Origin of the sequence: Allomuricauda sp. CAU 1633 (genome assembly GCF_017313225.1) — a bacterium.
In the GTDB taxonomy this organism is placed as follows: Bacteria; Bacteroidota; Bacteroidia; order Flavobacteriales; family Flavobacteriaceae; genus Flagellimonas.
Window position 1 is genome coordinate 488,631 of sequence record NZ_JAFLNE010000002.1, and the last position, 17,758, is coordinate 506,388.

Genomic DNA, 17,758 nt, shown 5'->3' on the forward strand with positions numbered 1-17,758 from the left:
TTATTTTTGGTAGACCCCACTCTCCAACATCAACAACCCTTTTTCTAAATGGGCCAATAAGTTGGTGAGTTTTGAAACTGTGGATTCTCCCATCAGCACGTTCAACCCTAGTTTGGGTGGCCCATATTGCTTTACTTTTGCTAAGAGTGACGTAAAAAATTCAATACCTGTCTCGGTTTGACTTGTCTTAGAAAGGGGCTTAAATCCTAAGTTTTCAACAATTTGAGCCATTTCATCATTTTTGATGAGAAAACTCAAAGCTTCTTCTGATGCCCATGGCATAGGATACAGAATATCACCATCCTTTTTACGGAAAATATCGTAATACAAAAAATGTCCGCCAGATTTCAATACTCTATGGGCTTCTCCGTAAAATTTTTGTTTGTCGGGGATATTCATCTGAACATGTTGGGTCCAGATCACATCAAATGAGTTGTCTTCAAAGGGGAGTTGGGCTGCACTACCTTGAATAAAAAACGTTTTATCCTCCAGCCCCACCAATTTTGAAAGTGCGTTGGCCGTTCGCACAAATTCTGGACTTAAGTCGATACCTGTAGCGGTACAATTAAATTCGTCGGCGAGCATTCTGCATGGACCGCCAAGACCACTTCCCATATCAAGAACCTTTTTGCCTTCAATATCAATGGTCTTTGCCAATTCTTTGGAAACTGCAGCACCTCTAACATGAAATTCATCCACACCGGCAATATCGGTTCGTTGTAAGCGCTTTAAATCTATATTTTGATTTTCAAGACGGGTCAAAATTTCTTCAAACAGCCCTTCTTTGTGGTAATGTGCTTCTATTTTTTGGTCAAGAGGATTCATTCTAAATGTTGTTGTTCAAAACATATTGGTAGCAAAAGCTTTCTTTGGCTTACTCACAACCGCAATATTTGTCACTATTTGCTTTCTCAAAACATTCTTTTCCTTCATTAAAGGCAAAATAGGCAAGACCCAAGGTTCCAAGGCTATCAATGTACCCAATCCCCCAAAGTTCATAGATGCCACTACTGATGAGCAATATTATGGACATGTACACGCAGACCATGGTGCAATTGGCATCGGCCAAAATAGGGGCAGAGTCCAGTTTTTTACCTACTTTTCTTTTTCCTAGGACCAAAGCCCACATCACCAAAATGGAAATTATGGAAATCACCACGCCCCAAAACGTGGTCAATGGTTTGTGTCCTGTATAAATATTGTAAATACTGGTTGTCACAAGTGCTATGACCAAAGCGTAAAATGCAAAACCTGTAATTTTTAGTGCGGTGCGTTCAAAGTTGTCCCGATTACTATTGGGATTCTTCTGTATGCGAACAATCATGTGAGCGATTCCCAGCCCAGAGATGACTTCTATAAAACTATCTGCACCAAAGCCGAATAGGGCCAAACTTTCGTCTTCAAAACCAAGATAGGTGGAAATGAGCCCTTCCAATACATTATAAACAATGGTAAATAAGGCAAGTGCAAAGGCAATTCTATAAAATTTTCCTGTATCCGTCATTTTGAAGTTACTTTTCTGAGCGATAAGTAGCGTCAACAAACATCACTTTAAAAAAATAAGAAAATGAAGTTCTATTCTTCCTCAGAAGCATCCTCATCTTCCTCAGCTTCCCGATTCAGCTTATTTTCGAGGATGTTCAGTTTTTTGAGTTTTTCTTTCCAGGTTTGGAGCGCCTCTTTTTGTTTGTTTATGTTATTGATGACCTCTTTTACCAATGGGTTGTCCTCAGAGTCATCGGAGAAGAACTGCAAATTGTTTTCCAATTGGCGTATCTCCGATTTGCTATCGTTGATTTTCCTTCTGATAAAGACCCGTTCGTTACCAATGGCGTGGTTGTCTTCAGTTTTCGCCAACTCCTGGACTTTGTTGCCATACTTGAGCAATTCCGATTCTTGTTTGCTCACCCCTACTTTTTTGAAAAGGGCATCAATGATTTTGTTAAACTTACCATTAATGTGTTTTTTATTGTAGGGAATACGGCCGTGTTGTTTCCATTCGTCAAGGAACGCTTTAATGGAAGCAAGATCTTTTTTCTTGTCCCCACTCAATTGAAAGGCCTTTAAACGATTCAGGCAGTCATTTTTCTTATCAAAATTTTCGTACTCCTCTTTGTGGGCTTCATTCTTGTCAGCATGCAAACGATCAAAATAATGGTTGCAGGCATTTTTGAATTCATTCCAAATTTTGTCGGAATATTTTCGGGGTACATGGCCTATCTTTTTCCAATCACTTTGTATGCGTTTCATTTGGGGTGTAGCTTCCGCCCAATCGTCACTATCTTTCAATGATTGGGCCAAGGCCAATAATTCCTTTTTCTTTTCAAGGTTTATATGCTGCTCCTTTTTTTGGTTTTTGTAGAAGGCATTTTTGTTTCTGTTGAATTTCCGAACTACATCCTTAAAGGCGCTCCAAGTATCCTCATTTACTTTTTGGGGCACTTTTCCTGCTTTAAAAAAGGTATCTCTTAGTGCTTCAACTTCCCGGATTTGTTGCTGAATCCCTCTGTGGTTATCCGAAACATTTTCAGCAATCTTGGCTATATTGCCAATGATTTCCTGTTTTTTCTCCAGATTTTTCTCGAAGACTTTTTCCAATTCTAGAAAATGTTCCTGTCTACGTTGGTGCATGGCCTTGGTGGCATTGCTAAAACGATCCCAAATCTCCTCACGCTGCTCTTTGGCCACGGGGCCAATGTCTTCTTTCCAGATTTTATGGAGGGTTTGGAGTTCCCGGAATGCCTTGCTCAAATCAGGTTCATCTGCCAAGGCTTCGGCGCGTTCCGCCAATTTTTGTTTTTCTTCAAGATTGTGTTTAAAGTCTAGGTCGCGCAGTTCTCTGTTCAAATGAAGGAAATCATAAAAGATTTCCATATGATGATGGTAGGTACGCCACACATCGTTGTAGCTGCTACGTGGCACCGGCCCGGCATTTTTCCAATTTTCTTGGAGTTCCTTAAAGTTTTTGTAGGTGGTGTTGATATCCTCCTCAACATCAATGAGCCCTTTCAGTTGCTCAATGATTTCCAAGCGTTTATGCAGGTTGCTTTTTAAGCTTTGCTCTAGTTGTTTGTAGTATTGGTCGCGTTTTTCACGATAATCACTATAGACCTCATTGAACTGTCTTTTGGCAACCGAATTGTACCTGAAATCGATTTCGTTACCCCCTTTGGAGACGAATTCTTCCTTTTTGTGCTCCAAAAACTCCTGGAATTTTTGGTCGAACTCGTATTTTATGGAACTGACATGCTTGTGAATAGCCTGCACTTTTTCATTTTTGACCAAACGCTGCAATTCACCCACAAGGTTTTCCATGGACATGGCATGGTAGTCCAACATGGGGATGTAGTGCCGTTTTTCATTATCGGCATCCTCAGCATCTTCCGCATTGGATTCATCTATTTCGTCAATGGCTTCGTCTGGGTTTTCCTTGGGTGTGGATTGTTCAGTTTCTTCTTTTGATTCGGGGGGTGAACCAGTTTCGGGTTTAGTTTCTTCGGCTTGTTCAGATACAGGGGTATCGGACTCTTTTGGTTCAGAAATGGGGCTTTCTTCCAATGGAGTTTTTGTGTTGTCCGATATTTGTTCAGTACCACCTTCAGCTTGCTGAAGTTTACGCTCATTTTCCTGCATTAGTAGTCTCCTTTCCTTTGGATTGATGATAATTATAGCCAATTTAACAACTAAATTGCCTAATAACAAAAGTATTGAACCTTCTTTTGCACAAGATTTTTATTGTGCAGATTGATGGAAAAGCTATATTGGTAGTCGTTTTTTAGGGCGTGTTCCAAATTTCCCATGCCTTTTCCGCTTGCCCCAGCAACATTTCCAGTCCGTTGGAAATTGTAGCCCCATTAGCTTCCCCTAGGGCCAAAAAGGTAGTTTTTTCGGGGTTGTAGATCAAATCGAAGAGAAGATGCTTGTTTCCAATATGTTGGTAGGGTAGTGCAGGTTTGTTCTGAACATTGGGATGGGTGCCCAAAGGGGTACAGTTGATGATTACCGTATACTCTTCCATGAGATTTTGGGTGAGTTCCTCGTAGGTGAACTGGTTTTTCTTTTTATTTCGGGAAACATAGGCGTGGTCAATGCCCAGCTCATCCAGCACAAAACAGATAGCTTTTGAGGCGCCGCCAGTTCCCAAAACCAAGGCTTTTTTATGATGGGGTTTTAGGAATTTTTGAAGCGATTCACTGAAACCATAGGCATCTGTATTAAAACCTTTTAGGCCATTTTTCGTGAACTTTATAGTGTTCACCGCACCAATCTTGGCCGCTTTCCCATCCAGTTCATCCAAAAAGGGGATAACGTCCTGTTTGTAGGGAATGGTAACATTGAGACCCTTTAGGTTGGGCTCGTCCAATACCGATTTGAATTGGGAAATGTCTGGAATGTCAAAGTTTTCATAGCTATGGTTATTCAGACCAAGCTCCTCAAATTTTTTGGTAAAATAGCCTTGCGAGAAGGAATAGGAGATATTTCTACCGAGCAGTCCGTACCTGTTTTCTTTCTTTTCTGTTTTTCCCATACCAATCTAGTAGCAATAATACCAAAATTCCCAATAGCACAAAAAGAACGGCCCACCAAGTTTCTGCATGTCCTAAATTGGGAAAGAAACGCTCATAATTGCGAACAATTTTATCTCCATTGGAATCCAAAATCAGATTGCCCATGGCATCTGCTTTGTACATGGTGCGTTTCCAAGGCCAAACAACACCCAAAGAACCGATGATAAATCCTAAAATGACAGCAGTGGCCGTAGCTTTATAATGTTTGAGCACGTAGCTCAGCAAATGCGAGAAGGTTACCAGTCCGGTTGCGGAGCCCAAGGTGAAAACCGCAAGAATTTTGAGGGTTTGCATACGCTCAGGGTTTTTTAAAAAACCAAAATCTCCCGAAAAGATTTCGGAAAAAGTATCATACAATGCATTTACGGAATCAACCAGCAGCAATACGTAATTTCCTAAAAGAATCAGAATGAACGAACCTGAGAGTCCGGGCAATGTCATCCCCGAAACGCTTATGATTCCACAGAAAAAAATAAAGAACAGGTTGTCGTTTTCCCTAGCGGGACTCAAAAAACTGATGGAGACGCCTATGATCAACCCCAAAATCCCAAAGGGAATGGTTCGTTGGTTCCAAGAGTTATAGTCCTTAGCAATGTAATAAATGGAGCCCAAAATCATTCCAAAGAAAGTGGCCCAGACAAAGAGTTCATTATGGTCCAAAAAATAATCGAGAATTCGGGATACACTAAAATAGCTTACCAACATCCCAAAAATGAGCAGCCCCAAAAATTGGGCGTTGGTGTATTGGTAAAAACTCTTGAACCTTCCGTTAAAGAGCAGTTTTACCGCTTTGGAATTCAATTTTTGCAGCGAGTAGATGAATTCTTCATAAAAACCACCCACAAAAGCAACAATACCCCCTGAAACACCGGGTACCTTATTGGCGGCACCCATGCACAGGCCTTTGATGACCAAAAAGAAATTATCCAGAAATGATCTAGGCTGATGCATGTGGGCAATAGGTTTTCTTATTTTTTGGAAGCAACTTTTTCCAAGATAAAAATAAGTGAAAAACCTATCATAGCTAGGATAATGGCAAGGATTAACTGATTGTCGCCCTCAAAAGCGGATGGCCACACGTTCATGTCGTCCACAACAATGGTTTTTTCCCCGAATGTTTTGGTTTGCAATACTTTTTTCCAAGGCCATATTTTGTTCAGAGAACCAAGGATAAAGCCCGTTAGAAGGGCTAGAGTTATGTCTTTGTAATGGTTGAACATCCATTTAAGCAATCGAGCGAAGCTCAAAAGCCCAAAAATGGCACCGACGGCCACAGTGAGTATGATTTTAATGTCCCGCTCGTGGACGGCATCCAAAATGGTTTTGTAGGACCCCAAAAGCACTAAAATAAAAGCTCCGGAGATTCCAGGAAGAATCATGGCACAAACCGCCAATGCCCCGGAAAGAAAAAGATAGGGCAAGCTGTCTACATTTTCGCTGGGTGGCAATTCGGTGATGAAAAAGGCCACCGCGGCACCCAGAATCAGCACCACAACAGCTCCAAGATTCCATTTTGTGATTTCTTTACCTACAAAAAAGATACTGGCGAGTACAAGTCCGAAGAAAAAGGACCACAATAAAATGGGCTCATTCTCAAGCAGCCAACTCAAAAATTTGGCCAGGGAAAGTACACTGATGAAAATCCCTAGAAAAAGTGCCAGCAAAAAGTTTCCGTTTACCTTGTTCCAGGCTGCTTTGAGCCCTTCTTTTTTTAGGGTTGTGAAAAGGGACAGGTTTATAGCATTGATGGAGGTAATGAGTTCCTCATAAATACCAGAGATAAAGGCAATGGTACCTCCCGAAACACCGGGAACCACATCTGCCGCCCCCATGGCCATTCCTTTTAGGGTAATAAAGATATAGTCAATTAATCGACGTGTTTTCATGAATTGGGTACGTATGGAAACGCAAAGTTAAGTAGAAGTCTTTTTAATTTGGGAAACCAAGGCTTGCAGCCATTTTACCTCGTGAAATTCGGGAAATTCTTCATCGAATAATTGCAATTTTTCAATATCCAATTGCATGGCTTCCTTCAATTTTTCCTTGGCTTCTTTGGGCTGGTTGTTTTTTAGATAAACCCCAGCCAATTTATAAGTTAAAACTGCATTATCTGGGTAGAACTCCAGTCCTTGGAGTAAAACTTGTATGGTGGAATCAAAATCTCCGATTCTTTTTAAGACTTCTGCCCAGTTTCGCCACGTATCCGATTCATAGTTGCCTAAATCAACAGATTGTTTGAAGGCAAAATCAGCTTCATCCAAATTATCCATAGCCAAATAGATTTTGGCGGCCTTTTTCCAATACAACGGATTTTCACCATCAATATTTATGGCTTTGTTGATATAGTACAGGGCTTTATCGTGGTCCTTTAGCTTGTAATGGAAATTAGTGATGGCCAGCCAACCCTTGTCCAACAAGGGGTCTTCATGTACTGTGTTGTAATAATAGTATTTGGCCAAATCGTTATTACCCAATTTTTCATGACATTTTCCTATACGAAGGAAGGCATGTGAAGTTGGGTCATCTATGGAAATAGTGATTTCATAATTTTCTATGGCCTCGTTATATCTGCCCAATTTTTCTAGAACTTTTCCTTTTTCAAAATAGGCGCCAATGAAGGAATCATCCGAAATGATGGCGAAATCAAAAGCGGTCAGTGCTTCTGGAAACATATCCATGGCATAATACATTTTGCCCAATTGGTGCCAAGCCACCTCACAATACGGATTTCGTTCCAAATAATCGTTCAGATAAAAAATGGCTCCATCAAAATCTTCCAAAAACTCAAAGCAATACACTACATTGTATAGGGAGGAGTAATCACTGTCATCAAACTCAACGCAACGCATAAAGCTGCGTTTGGCCTTTTCATAATCATCCATAAAAAGGTATTCCATGCCCAATAGCGAATGGATGTCAAAGCTGTCATCACTGATATGCAAGGCTTCCAAAAGTAGATTTACAGCTTCTTGGTGGTTGTCCTTTTTGGATTGAATATTGGCCCGTTGGATATAAATCTCCTCATTATGGGCATCTATAATCTGAATTTCATCCAATAAGCGTTCTGCATCTTCATACTTGTCCTCGAAAGTTAAAACCTCTACACGCAACAGTTTTAATTCCAAGGAATTGGGGTGCTGTTCCAAACCAATTTGAATGGCTTTTTTGCCCAAGGAGATTTTGCCGTTGTTCAGGTAATGGTGTATGATTTCCTCAAAGTCCTCTGCATCAAAGAAATAGACGTCATCCGTCTTCAGCATGGACTCAAATTTGCTAATGGATTTATCAGGATACTCGTTAGAATCTAACGCCATAGGAACGTGTTTGGTTTTACTATGGACTTAAAATTAACCCTTTGCTTAGGTGTTTTAGTCCAATTTTTGGGTATGTTATCAACAAATTAGTTAACAGTAGCAGGTTTGTAGCGATTTAAAATAGCAATGATTTGGTCGCAACCTTTCTCAATTTCTTTCATGGAAAGGGTCAATGGTGGTGAAATTCGAACAGCTTTTGGCTCAAAAAGCAACCAAAAAAGAATAAGCCCTTCCTTGGCAGCTGTAAGTATTAAAAAATCTGCAATTTCTTTGCTCTTTACCATTAATGCCAACATTAATCCCTTGCCACGTATCTCTTCAATCAAAGGATGTACCAAAAGCTTGCGGAACAGTTTTTCTTTCTCCAGTGTTTCTGTAATCAACTTAGATTCAGTTATTTCCTGAAGTGTTGCCAGACTGGCAGCGGCTATGACCGGATTTCCGCCAAAAGTGGTAATATGACCTAATTTTGGGCTATCCTGCAGGGTCGCCATCATTTCCTGAGAGGCCACAAATGCGCCTACGGGCAATCCAGAGGCCATGCCTTTTCCTATAACCAAAATATCGGGGATACAATTGAAATGTTCAAAGGCAAAAAGCTTTCCAGTGCGGCCAAATCCGGGCTGGATTTCGTCCAGGATAAGAAGTGCACCGACCTCGTCACAGCGTTTCCGCACTTTCTCTAAATAGCCATCCTTGGGAAGGATAAAACCAGCTCCACCCTGAATGGTTTCAAGCACCACTGCCGCGGTTTTCTCTGTAATCTTGGTCAAATCCGTTTCAACATTAAAGGAAATAAACCGAACATCTGGAATTAAAGGCCGAAATGCACTTTTTCGCTCTTCAAAACCCATGATACTCAAACTGCCCATGGTATTTCCGTGGTAGGCTTTTTCAGCTGCAATAATTTCTGAGCGACCCGTGTACCGTCTGGCCAATTTTAGCGCACCTTCCATAGCTTCCGTACCCGAATTGACCAGATATGTGGTCTCCAATTTTTCAGGGAGGTGGGAAGCCAGTAATTTGGTAAATTCCACGGCAGGTTGTTGCACGTATTCACCATACACCATCACGTGCATATATTTGTCCACCTGCTCTTTAATGGCATTGATGACCCTGGGATGGCCATGTCCCAACCCGCATGCAGAAACTCCTGCCACAAAATCCAAATGGGCATTGCCCTCCACATCAAAAATGTAGCTTCCTTTGGCGTGGGATATTTCCAAGCCTAGAGGGTGGGGAGTGGTCTGCGCTTGATATGTGAAAAAGTCGTTTTTGGACATTTAGGGGCTCTGGGCTTTCTTAACTTGGGTCTTTTTGGGCTTTACAGCTTTAACATTTCTGGCATTTACCGGGTCATTTTCATTTTTTTGACGCTCTTCTTCCTCCGCATCAATATCGATGGGATTGTCAATCCCTCGAATTTTTACCAGTTCGATGTTGTTGTCGTCCTCATCAAAAATTTCGTCCTTACTCATGATACGTTCCTCCCCGCGCCACACAAAGCCTTTTAATTTTCTGCTCTCTGGTGGAAGCTCGGTTTCTGGAAAAATATCCCCATCGGGATTGACAAAAAAGGTAATGTCCTCAATATCGCTATCGGCCATGAGCAATCGTATTTTACTGCAAATGGTCTTGTCAATGCCAACCAACTCATCATCATCATTGTATACGTAGTATATTACCTCGGTGTTTTGGATCAAGTCTATGATTTTCAGTTCGTTTTCAATGAATTTTCCAAGCAAGTTTTTTCCTTTGGCTTGATTGTACCCCGTTTTACTGATGGTGTCCAATGAAATGATGAAGGCATTTTCAATGACTTTGAGGGAGTCCAATTTTTCGGTTTCCAAATCCGAAAGTAAATGGATGCTATCCCCGGTAATTTGATTGTCCACATTCCAAAGAATAGGATCCGTGATCAGTTGGGTTATTCCGGTTTTTTCGTTAAAGTGGATTGAATCACATTTTCCACTCAAATCGGTTTTGTAAAATTTGGCATTTCGAAAAGCACGCAAAATCCGTTCCTCTTCCTTTCCGGTAATCATAAGGGTATCGCCATGCATATAGAGCGAATCTTGTTGCACCAAACTTATGGAAACAGCACGTTTTGTAGCGAAAACAGAGTCTTTTGCTTTGAAAACCTCTGCATAATGGGCTTTAATGACCCCATTGTTGATGGTGTCTGTTATTTTGATGTTGTTCGTGGCCGATGCAAATTCGGTGGCCTTGTCAAAGTAAAGACTGTCGCCCTCTATGATTTTGTTGTCATAATCGATACGGGTATTTTTTATGCCATAACCCTGTTCAATTTTAGTATCGTAAAATCCACGTTCACAGTAAATTTTGTATTCCTCTCCCGTAATGGTCGAAGGGCCATACATATACGCATTTTTGGAAGTGGTATAGTAGTCCAACTGTTCTGAATCTATGATGTAGTCAGGATTGTCAATATGGACATCCTCTTGAAATTGATATTTTTTTGGAGTCATGAAATACGTACCGACCTCACTGGTGAGCACGTTGGCGGAATCCACCACTTTTCCACCTGAATTATAGTAAGATTCCTGCTTTTCACGATCAAAATAGAGGGTATCCGTGGTGAGGTTCATCTGGCCGTTGGTCAAGTACACACTTTCCCATGCCTTGGCCAGCTTTGTGTTGCCATCATAATCCATCTTGCCACTGTTCATCTCAATGGAATCTCCCTGTTGCAAGCGAATGTTACCTATGGCCTTGAGTCGGTTTTCTTTGGTATAAAAAATGGCGATATCGCACCAGAGGTCTGCCCCTTGATGCTCAAACTGAACCTGACGTTCATCATCCTTACTGAAAATGGACGCCCCTGGAAATTGTGCCTCATCCTTGGTGAAGTTGGCTCCATAAACAATGTTTATTTGTCTACCCTGAGGTTCTTCCTGGGCAGTCGCCATAAAAAAGGTGAGGAACAGAATGAAAAAAGAAATCCTTTTCAAATCCATAGAATTTTGCCCAAAAGTAGGGTTTTTAACCAAAGTGGCATACACCCTTTAGAAAGGTTTGGGATTTGAAAAGGATTTGTTGCTGTATGTTCAGCCCAAATAGGCTGAGTACATCCAAATCAGTTTTTCCTGCTCACGAATGTAATCGCTCATCAAAGCATTGGTTCCTTCATCATTGGAATCTCCAGACATTTCCAACAATTCCCTTTCCAAGGGCAAGAGCACCTCATATCCATTTAAAATCTCTTTGATGGCTTCATTGCCACTTGAAACATTTTTGGCCGCCTTGATTTTGGAAATTTTGGAATAGTCCGCGTAGGTGTGCAGGGGGGTAAAGCCGAGAGTCAAGATCCTTTCGGCTATTTCATCGATTTTCACCAGCGAATCGTTATAGAGTTCCTCAAACTTAAGGTGCAGTTCAAAAAACTTATCGCCTTTTATGTTCCAGTGAAAACCTCTGGCATTCATGTAGAATTGCTGATAGTTTGCCAAAAGTTCATTCAGTTTGTCCGATAGGGAACTGGAAGCCTTTTTGTCCAGCCCAATTTGATTTAAGTTACTTCCCATGTTTATTTTTTTTATATCCTACTTTCCATTTTAAAGATATGGAATATGCAATGCACCTGAAGTGACCAAAGTCACACAAGAATGGAGAAAAAGCCCTTATTTTTTCTGAATCAAACTAATGGCAAAACCACCTCCTTCCACCAAGGGTATATGAAGTGTTTCTCCTTTAGTGATTTCCGTGTTTTCAATGGTAATAGCGGTTGGATTGGTCATAAAATGGGCATCTTCGGCATCTTTGTAGACAATGGCATCATATGTAGTTCCTTCGTCCAAAAAATTAAAATCGATACTGATTTCTCTTTTGTTTTCATCCGTTATTCCGCCCACGAACCAATTGCCCGTTTCCCGTTCTTTTCGCGCAATGGTGACAAAGTCGCCCACTTCTCCGTTCAATACCACCGTTTGGTCCCAATCCACACCGACATCCCTAATAAACTGAAACGCCGGTTGACCTTCATAATTTTCTGGAAGATCGCAGGCCATTTGAACAGGACTATAAACGACCACATACAAAGCCAATTGCTGCGCTAAGGTGGTGCTGATATGGTTATCTTCCTTAGTAGGAAGACCAATGTCAAAAACCCCTGGAGTGAAATCTATGGGACCTGCCAACATGCGGGTGAACGCCACAATAGGTAAATGTTCCGGAGGATTGCCTCCATCTGCAGACCAAGCATTAAATTCTTGGCCCCGCAAGCCTTCCCGGGCAATGGCGTTGGGATAGGTCCTTCGGATTCCGGTCGCCTTAATGGGTTCATGGGCATTAATAGCTACTTGGTATTTGGCACCGGTTTCCAATACTTTTCGGTAGTGGTTCACCATCCATTGTCCATGATGGTATTCGCCTTTGGGGATAATTTTGCCTACATACCCTGTTTTTACCGAATGAATGCCCAATTTTTTCATCAATTGATATGCGGTATCCAATTGTTGTTCATAGGTGCGTGGTGCCGCGGAAGTTTCGTGGTGCATAATAATTTCAACTCCTCTATCCTTGGCATATTGGTTGAGTTCCTCCAAATCGTAATCAGGGTAGGGGGTGACAAAATCAAAGACCCCCTCCCGATCTTCAAAACCAATCCAATGTTCCCAACCGGTATTCCAGCCTTCAATCAAAACACCGGTTATCCCATTTTTGGCCGCAAAATCAATATACTTTTTAGTGTTTTCGGTAGTGGCCCCGTGTTTTCCGGTAGGCTTTAAATCTTTGCTGAAGGTGTTCATGTCTTGGGAACCGGCATAGTCCCAAGTTGACTTGCCAATGTGCATTTCCCACCAAATGCCGACATACTTCTTGGGCTTGAACCAACTTACATCCCCAATTTTATTGGGTTCGTTCAGGTTGACAATTAGTTTGGAATCTATCAACTCGGTGGCCTTTTCTGCTATTTGAATGGTGCGCCAAGGCGTCTTGAAGGGCAGTGCCCGTTTCACTTTATACCCCAATCTATCCGAACCGACCAATTCACTGGTCAACTTAAGCGACTCGTTGTCAACTTTTAAGGTCATCCCTGCATAATCGGTAAGATTGGCTTCATGAAAGCTTAGGTGAATACCATCATTGCCTCGCATGGTGACAGGCGTGTTCAAGGCATTTTCGGGAATATAGGTTTGGGCCAAATTGGGGTCGTTCCGTTTTGTGGTAGCATCAATCTCAGAGACTTTTGTGGTGCTGTACAAATGCTCATAGATATCCCAATCTCCTGGAAGCCACCAAGCCGTATAGTCTTCAGTGAGTTGAAACTCGGTGTTCTCGTCCATGATAACCAAGCTGTCCACACCTGGTTGAGGCAGAAACTCATATCGGAAACCAATACCGTCATCATACGCTCTAAAATACAGATTGATTTTGCGATGCGGTGCGGTGTCTTCTTCCAACTCAATCATCAATTCATTATAAGCGTTAACGACTTCTTTTTGTTCGCCCCAGGGCATTTCCCAAGTCTTATGTACCGCTTTTTTTTCTGAGTTAATCACTTTGAGATTATCCTTAAGGGATTTTTGATCTTTAAAATCAAAACCCATTGAGGAAGCATCAATGATGACTTTTTCGTTATGGCTTACAAGATAAATAGGCTCTCCTGATGGCGAGAGTTGAAAATCAATGGAATTGATTTTGCCGGGCGATGTAACAGAAAGCGTTACAGTTTCTTGTTGACTACAGGAAATGAGAAATCCTGCAATGCAAAAGAGTGCTAGTAGTTTGTTCATGATAGCATTGTTTGAATAGTTAGTTTGTGCAGAAAGAAGCATCACAAACAACGTTGAGAGGCTTCCATCCTCTTAAAAATACTAAAAAAGAAACAATGCCAAAGGGATTACCGATGTATGGTCTGCAATCGGTCTGGCCCTACGGAAACAATTTTAACAGGAACATGTAATTGTTCTTCCAAGAAAGCAATATAGTCATTGAGCGCTGGAGGCAGTTCTTCGGCCTTGGTCATTTGGGTGAGGTCTTTGGCCCAACCTTTCATTTCCGTATAGACCGGTGTTACATTCTTGCTCTCAATGTTATAGGGTAGATGTTGTATTTCTTGACCTTTGTATTTGTAAGCAGTACAAACTTTTATGGTTTTGAATCCGCTCAAAACGTCAGCTTTCATCATCATCAATTCGGTTACGCCGTTGATTTGTACCGCATATTTTAATGCAACCAAATCTAACCAACCACAACGTCTTGGTCTTCCTGTTGTGGCGCCAAATTCATTGCCTACACGTCCCATGGTCTCCCCATCTGCATCAAAGAGTTCGGTAGGGAAGGGACCACTCCCCACACGGGTGGTATAGGCCTTAAAGATTCCCAACACCTTTTCAATTTTATTGGGAGCCACGCCCAATCCAGTACAGGCACCTGCCGCAGTGGTATTCGAGGAGGTTACAAATGGATATGTTCCAAAGTCGATATCCAACAAAGAACCTTGAGCACCTTCAGCGAGTATCTTTTTTCCCTCGGCCTGTGCCTTAAAAATGTACTCCTCACTATCAATAAAGGTCAGTTTTTTAAGGGCTTCCACAGCTTCACAAAATTCGGCCTCCAATTCGGCAAGGTTGTATTCGATTTCAACATTGTAGAAGTCGATCATGGCTTCATGCTTGTCAGCAAGGGCTCGGTATTTTTTCTTCCAGTTGTCAAACTCCAAATCCCCTACACGCATTCCGTTACGCCCAGTTTTATCCATGTAGGTTGGCCCAATACCCTTTAGGGTAGAACCAATTTTCGCCTTTCCTTTGGAAGCTTCAGATGCGGCATCCAACAAACGATGTGTTGGTAAAATAAGATGTGCTTTTCGGGAGATTAGCAGTTTGGAAACAAAATCGATATTGAATTTGTCCAGGTTATCCAACTCCTTTTTAAAAATCACGGGATCAATGACCACGCCATTGCCAACCACATTCATGGCATTTTCATGGAAAATTCCGGAAGGGATGGTGTGAAGAACGTGTTTTATGCCATCAAATTCCAAGGTGTGCCCTGCATTGGGACCTCCTTGAAATCGGGCTATGATATCGTATTCCTTGGTTAATACATCAACAATTTTTCCTTTTCCTTCGTCTCCCCATTGGAGTCCAAGCAATAAATCTACCATGAAATGTTTCGGTTATTCAGTTAGGTTTTCTTCTTTGTTTCGGGTCCCGTAAAAATACAATGAGTGATTATTGATTTTAATATCAAAAACCTCCTCAATGGTTTTTTTGATGGATTGGATACGGGGATCGCAAAATTCAACAACTTCACCAGTGTCTGTTAAAATAACATGGTCGTGTTGGCGATCAAAATAAGATTTTTCGTATTGGGCCTGGTTTTTCCCAAATTGGTGCTTGCGAACCAGCTTGCACTCCAGTAAAAGCTCAATGGTATTGTACAACGTAGCGCGACTTACACGGTAGTTTTTGGTTTTCATTTTAATGTAGAGGGATTCCACATCAAAATGATCATCACTGTCATAAATTTCCTGTAAAATGGCGTAGCGTTCAGGGGTTTTACGGTGTCCTTTTTCCTCAAGGAAGGAAGTGAAGACGTTTTTTACAATTTCCTGATTTTTGTTGTTTCCCATGGCTTTTACCTATGCTAATGCACAAAGGTACAGCTAAAAATTAAATTCTGGTCACTTTGTCGATACCCTCTACCTGCTTTAAGTTGTCCATCAATTTTTTAATGATGTTGTTGTTTTTTACCACAAGGGTGATTTTTCCTTTGAAGGTACCCCCATCAGCCGTAAAATTTAGGTTTCTCATGTTCACGTGCATGTTGTCTGAAATGATATTGGTGATATCATTGACCAATCCCAAATTGTCAATCCCGGTAAGTTGAATGTCCACTGAAAACTCCTCTTGGGTGGAATCAATCCATTTGGCACTGATGATTCGGTAAGCATAATTGGATTGGAGCGAAATGGCATTGGGACAGTTCTTTTTGTGCACTTTTATCCCATCGTTCACACTAACAAAACCAAAAACATCATCCCCGGGAATGGGATTGCAACACTGTGAAAGCTTGTAGTTCAGCTTTTCTTCCTCTTTCCCAAACACGAGCATGTCATACTTGGTAGTGATCTCATCCTTATCCACATCCTTGGGAGTAGGTGTCCTTCGGATTCGGTTTTTAAAGAAATTAAGGAAGGCGTTATGGTATGAGGAAGCAAAATCCTTCAGCTTGTCATTGTCGATAACCCCAATGCCTACCCTATAAAAGAGGTCCAAACTAGTTTTCAGTTTGAAATACGTCACCAACTTGTTGACCGTATCCTCGTTGAGGTTGATTTTTTGGGATTTGAGTTTACGGCGCAGGATTTCCTTGCCTTCTTCTGCAACGCTCTTTTTTTCTTCTTTTAAAGAAGATTTAATTTTTGATCGTGCTCGTGCGGTCTGTGCATAATCCAACCAGCTTTGCGTGGGTTTAGCCGTTTCTGAAGTAATGATTTCTACCTGATCACCACTTTGTAGTTCAGAACCTAAGGGCACCAGTTTTCCGTTGACCTTGGCGCCTCGTGTTTTCATACCGATTTCAGTGTGGATATGAAAAGCAAAATCCAGGGCTGTTGCCCCTTTGGGCATGGATTTGAGCTCACCTTTGGGGGTAAATACAAAAATTTCCTTGGAATAAAGATTGAGTTTAAACTCTTCTACAAAGTCCACCGCGTTGCCATTGGCACCTTCCAAAGCCTCTTGGAGTCGGTTCAACCATTCCTCAATACCCTGTTCTTTCTGGTCACCATGTTTGTATTTGAAGTGGGCCGCGTAGCCTTTTTCGGCAATTTCGTGCATTCGCTCACTTCGGATTTGCACTTCCACCCATTTTCCCTTGGGTCCCATTACCGTAATGTGTAGGGCTTCATATCCAGTGGATTTTGGAGAGGTGATCCAATCCCTCAGGCGGATAGGGTTAGGAGTGAAGTGGTCCGTTACAATGGAATAAATCTTCCAAGCGAGGAACTTTTCGTTCTTTCTATCCGATTTGTAGATAATCCGGATAGCAAATTTATCGTATACCTCATCAAAAGGAATGTTTTGCGCCTTCATTTTCCTTCGAATGGAGAAAATGGACTTCATTCGACCTTTGATCGCATAATTGAGACCTTCTTTATCCAAGGAATTCCTTATAACATCAGAAAAAGCTTCAATATAGGCGAGGTTTTCCTCTTCGGTATCTTCAATTTTACCCTGAATGTCGTAGTAGACATCGGGTTCGGTATATTTTAAGGCAAGGTCCTCTAAATGCGTTTTTATGTTGTAGAGGCCAATCCTATGGGCTAGGGGCGCGTAGATGTAAAGTGTTTCCGAAGCGATTTTTACCTGCTTGTGCTCTGGCATGGAATCCATGGTGAGCATGTTGTGGTAACGATCCGCAATCTTAATGATGATTACCCGGACATCATCGTGCAGTGTCAACAACATTTTCCGGAAATTTTCCGCCTGCTGACTAATGTCTTTGTCCTTTTTTAAGTGGGCTATTTTGGTAAGACCATCCACAATCCGGGCAACGGTCTCCCCAAACATGCGCTCGATGTCATCCAGCGTGTAGGGTGTGTCCTCAACCACATCATGAAGTAGGGCAGAGGCTATGGAAACTGCATCCAAACCAATTTTGGAAGCCACGATCTTGGCCACGGCAATGGGATGGAAGATATAAGCCTCCCCAGACTTCCGCCTTTGATCCTTGTGCGCATCTACGGCCACGTCAAAAGCAGAGCGTATCAACTTCTTGTCCTCATCGGTCAAGGTTTGATAGCTGATGCGAAGCAATTCCTTGTACTGCTTTGCAATCTCCTTGTTCTCTTTTTCAATAGCAGCCTCCGTCATAGTATATTAAAATTACCACAATCTTTACTGG

At 41.7% G+C, this 17,758-nt stretch carries 14 protein-coding genes; all 14 read right to left on the reverse strand.

Features of this window, described 5'->3' with window-relative positions; genetic code table 11:
• Positions 1-825 carry a class I SAM-dependent methyltransferase gene (locus J0X14_RS07200; RefSeq protein WP_207097087.1) on the reverse strand — a complete coding sequence of 275 codons (825 nt, stop codon included), beginning with the start codon at positions 823-825 and terminating at the stop codon, positions 1-3.
• A 49-nt stretch (positions 826-874) separates the two neighbouring features.
• Positions 875-1,540, reverse strand: coding sequence for a cation transporter (locus J0X14_RS07205; RefSeq protein WP_242527946.1), 666 nt, complete (start codon positions 1,538-1,540; stop codon positions 875-877).
• 35 nt (positions 1,541-1,575) lie between these two features.
• Entirely contained in the window at positions 1,576-3,633 is a 2,058-nt protein-coding gene (locus tag J0X14_RS07210) for a DUF349 domain-containing protein (RefSeq protein WP_207097512.1), read from the reverse strand.
• A gap of 142 nt (positions 3,634-3,775) precedes the next feature.
• Complete coding sequence (locus J0X14_RS07215) at positions 3,776-4,528, reverse strand: shikimate dehydrogenase family protein (RefSeq protein ID WP_207097088.1); 753 nt, start codon at positions 4,526-4,528, stop codon at positions 3,776-3,778.
• Positions 4,482-5,519, reverse strand: a complete 1,038-nt coding sequence (locus tag J0X14_RS07220; RefSeq protein ID WP_207097089.1) for a DUF368 domain-containing protein — start codon at positions 5,517-5,519, stop codon at positions 4,482-4,484. Before J0X14_RS07220 ends, J0X14_RS07215 begins: the two co-directional genes overlap by 47 nt.
• Before the next feature lie 17 nt (positions 5,520-5,536).
• Entirely contained in the window at positions 5,537-6,454 is a 918-nt protein-coding gene (locus tag J0X14_RS07225) for a DUF368 domain-containing protein (RefSeq protein ID WP_207097090.1), read from the reverse strand.
• A 27-nt stretch (positions 6,455-6,481) separates the two neighbouring features.
• Positions 6,482-7,882: a tetratricopeptide repeat protein gene (locus J0X14_RS07230; protein WP_207097091.1), complete on the reverse strand. Its 1,401-nt coding sequence runs from the start codon at positions 7,880-7,882 to the stop codon at positions 6,482-6,484.
• Positions 7,883-7,968: 86 nt separating this feature from the next.
• A complete protein-coding gene (locus J0X14_RS07235) occupies positions 7,969-9,165 on the reverse strand; it encodes an aspartate aminotransferase family protein (RefSeq protein WP_207097092.1) in 1,197 nt (398 codons plus the stop codon).
• Complete coding sequence (locus tag J0X14_RS07240; RefSeq protein ID WP_207097093.1) at positions 9,166-10,860, reverse strand: OstA-like protein; 1,695 nt, start codon at positions 10,858-10,860, stop codon at positions 9,166-9,168.
• Between the two features lie 90 nt (positions 10,861-10,950).
• Positions 10,951-11,427, reverse strand: coding sequence for a Dps family protein (locus tag J0X14_RS07245; protein WP_207097094.1), 477 nt, complete (start codon positions 11,425-11,427; stop codon positions 10,951-10,953).
• 96 nt (positions 11,428-11,523) lie between these two features.
• Positions 11,524-13,638, reverse strand: coding sequence for a glycoside hydrolase family 97 protein (locus J0X14_RS07250; RefSeq protein ID WP_207097095.1), 2,115 nt, complete (start codon positions 13,636-13,638; stop codon positions 11,524-11,526).
• A 107-nt stretch (positions 13,639-13,745) separates the two neighbouring features.
• A complete protein-coding gene (locus J0X14_RS07255; protein WP_207097096.1) occupies positions 13,746-15,014 on the reverse strand; it encodes an adenylosuccinate synthase in 1,269 nt (422 codons plus the stop codon).
• 12 nt (positions 15,015-15,026) lie between these two features.
• On the reverse strand, positions 15,027-15,482 hold the full coding sequence (locus tag J0X14_RS07260; RefSeq protein ID WP_207097097.1) for a Fur family transcriptional regulator: 456 nt from the start codon (positions 15,480-15,482) through the stop codon (positions 15,027-15,029).
• A 40-nt stretch (positions 15,483-15,522) separates the two neighbouring features.
• On the reverse strand, positions 15,523-17,727 hold the full coding sequence (locus J0X14_RS07265) for a RelA/SpoT family protein (RefSeq protein WP_207097098.1): 2,205 nt from the start codon (positions 17,725-17,727) through the stop codon (positions 15,523-15,525).
• Positions 17,728-17,758 lie beyond the last annotated feature (31 nt).

What these genes read in the sequence shown, in the direction of transcription:
- J0X14_RS07200 (WP_207097087.1), bottom strand. Translation starts at nt 825, where the DNA reads ATGAATCCTCTTGACCAAAAAATAGAAGCACATTACCACAAAGAAGGG.
- J0X14_RS07210 (WP_207097512.1), bottom strand. Translation starts at nt 3,633, where the DNA reads ATGCAGGAAAATGAGCGTAAACTTCAGCAAGCTGAAGGTGGTACTGAA.
- J0X14_RS07215 (WP_207097088.1), bottom strand. Translation starts at nt 4,528, where the DNA reads ATGGGAAAAACAGAAAAGAAAGAAAACAGGTACGGACTGCTCGGTAGA.
- J0X14_RS07220 (WP_207097089.1), bottom strand. Translation starts at nt 5,519, where the DNA reads ATGCATCAGCCTAGATCATTTCTGGATAATTTCTTTTTGGTCATCAAA.
- J0X14_RS07225 (WP_207097090.1), bottom strand. Translation starts at nt 6,454, where the DNA reads ATGAAAACACGTCGATTAATTGACTATATCTTTATTACCCTAAAAGGA.
- J0X14_RS07230 (WP_207097091.1), bottom strand. Translation starts at nt 7,882, where the DNA reads ATGGCGTTAGATTCTAACGAGTATCCTGATAAATCCATTAGCAAATTT.
- J0X14_RS07235 (WP_207097092.1), bottom strand. Translation starts at nt 9,165, where the DNA reads ATGTCCAAAAACGACTTTTTCACATATCAAGCGCAGACCACTCCCCAC.
- J0X14_RS07240 (WP_207097093.1), bottom strand. Translation starts at nt 10,860, where the DNA reads ATGGATTTGAAAAGGATTTCTTTTTTCATTCTGTTCCTCACCTTTTTT.
- J0X14_RS07245 (WP_207097094.1), bottom strand. Translation starts at nt 11,427, where the DNA reads ATGGGAAGTAACTTAAATCAAATTGGGCTGGACAAAAAGGCTTCCAGT.
- J0X14_RS07250 (WP_207097095.1), bottom strand. Translation starts at nt 13,638, where the DNA reads ATGAACAAACTACTAGCACTCTTTTGCATTGCAGGATTTCTCATTTCC.
- J0X14_RS07255 (WP_207097096.1), bottom strand. Translation starts at nt 15,014, where the DNA reads ATGGTAGATTTATTGCTTGGACTCCAATGGGGAGACGAAGGAAAAGGA.
- J0X14_RS07260 (WP_207097097.1), bottom strand. Translation starts at nt 15,482, where the DNA reads ATGGGAAACAACAAAAATCAGGAAATTGTAAAAAACGTCTTCACTTCC.
- J0X14_RS07265 (WP_207097098.1), bottom strand. Translation starts at nt 17,727, where the DNA reads ATGACGGAGGCTGCTATTGAAAAAGAGAACAAGGAGATTGCAAAGCAG.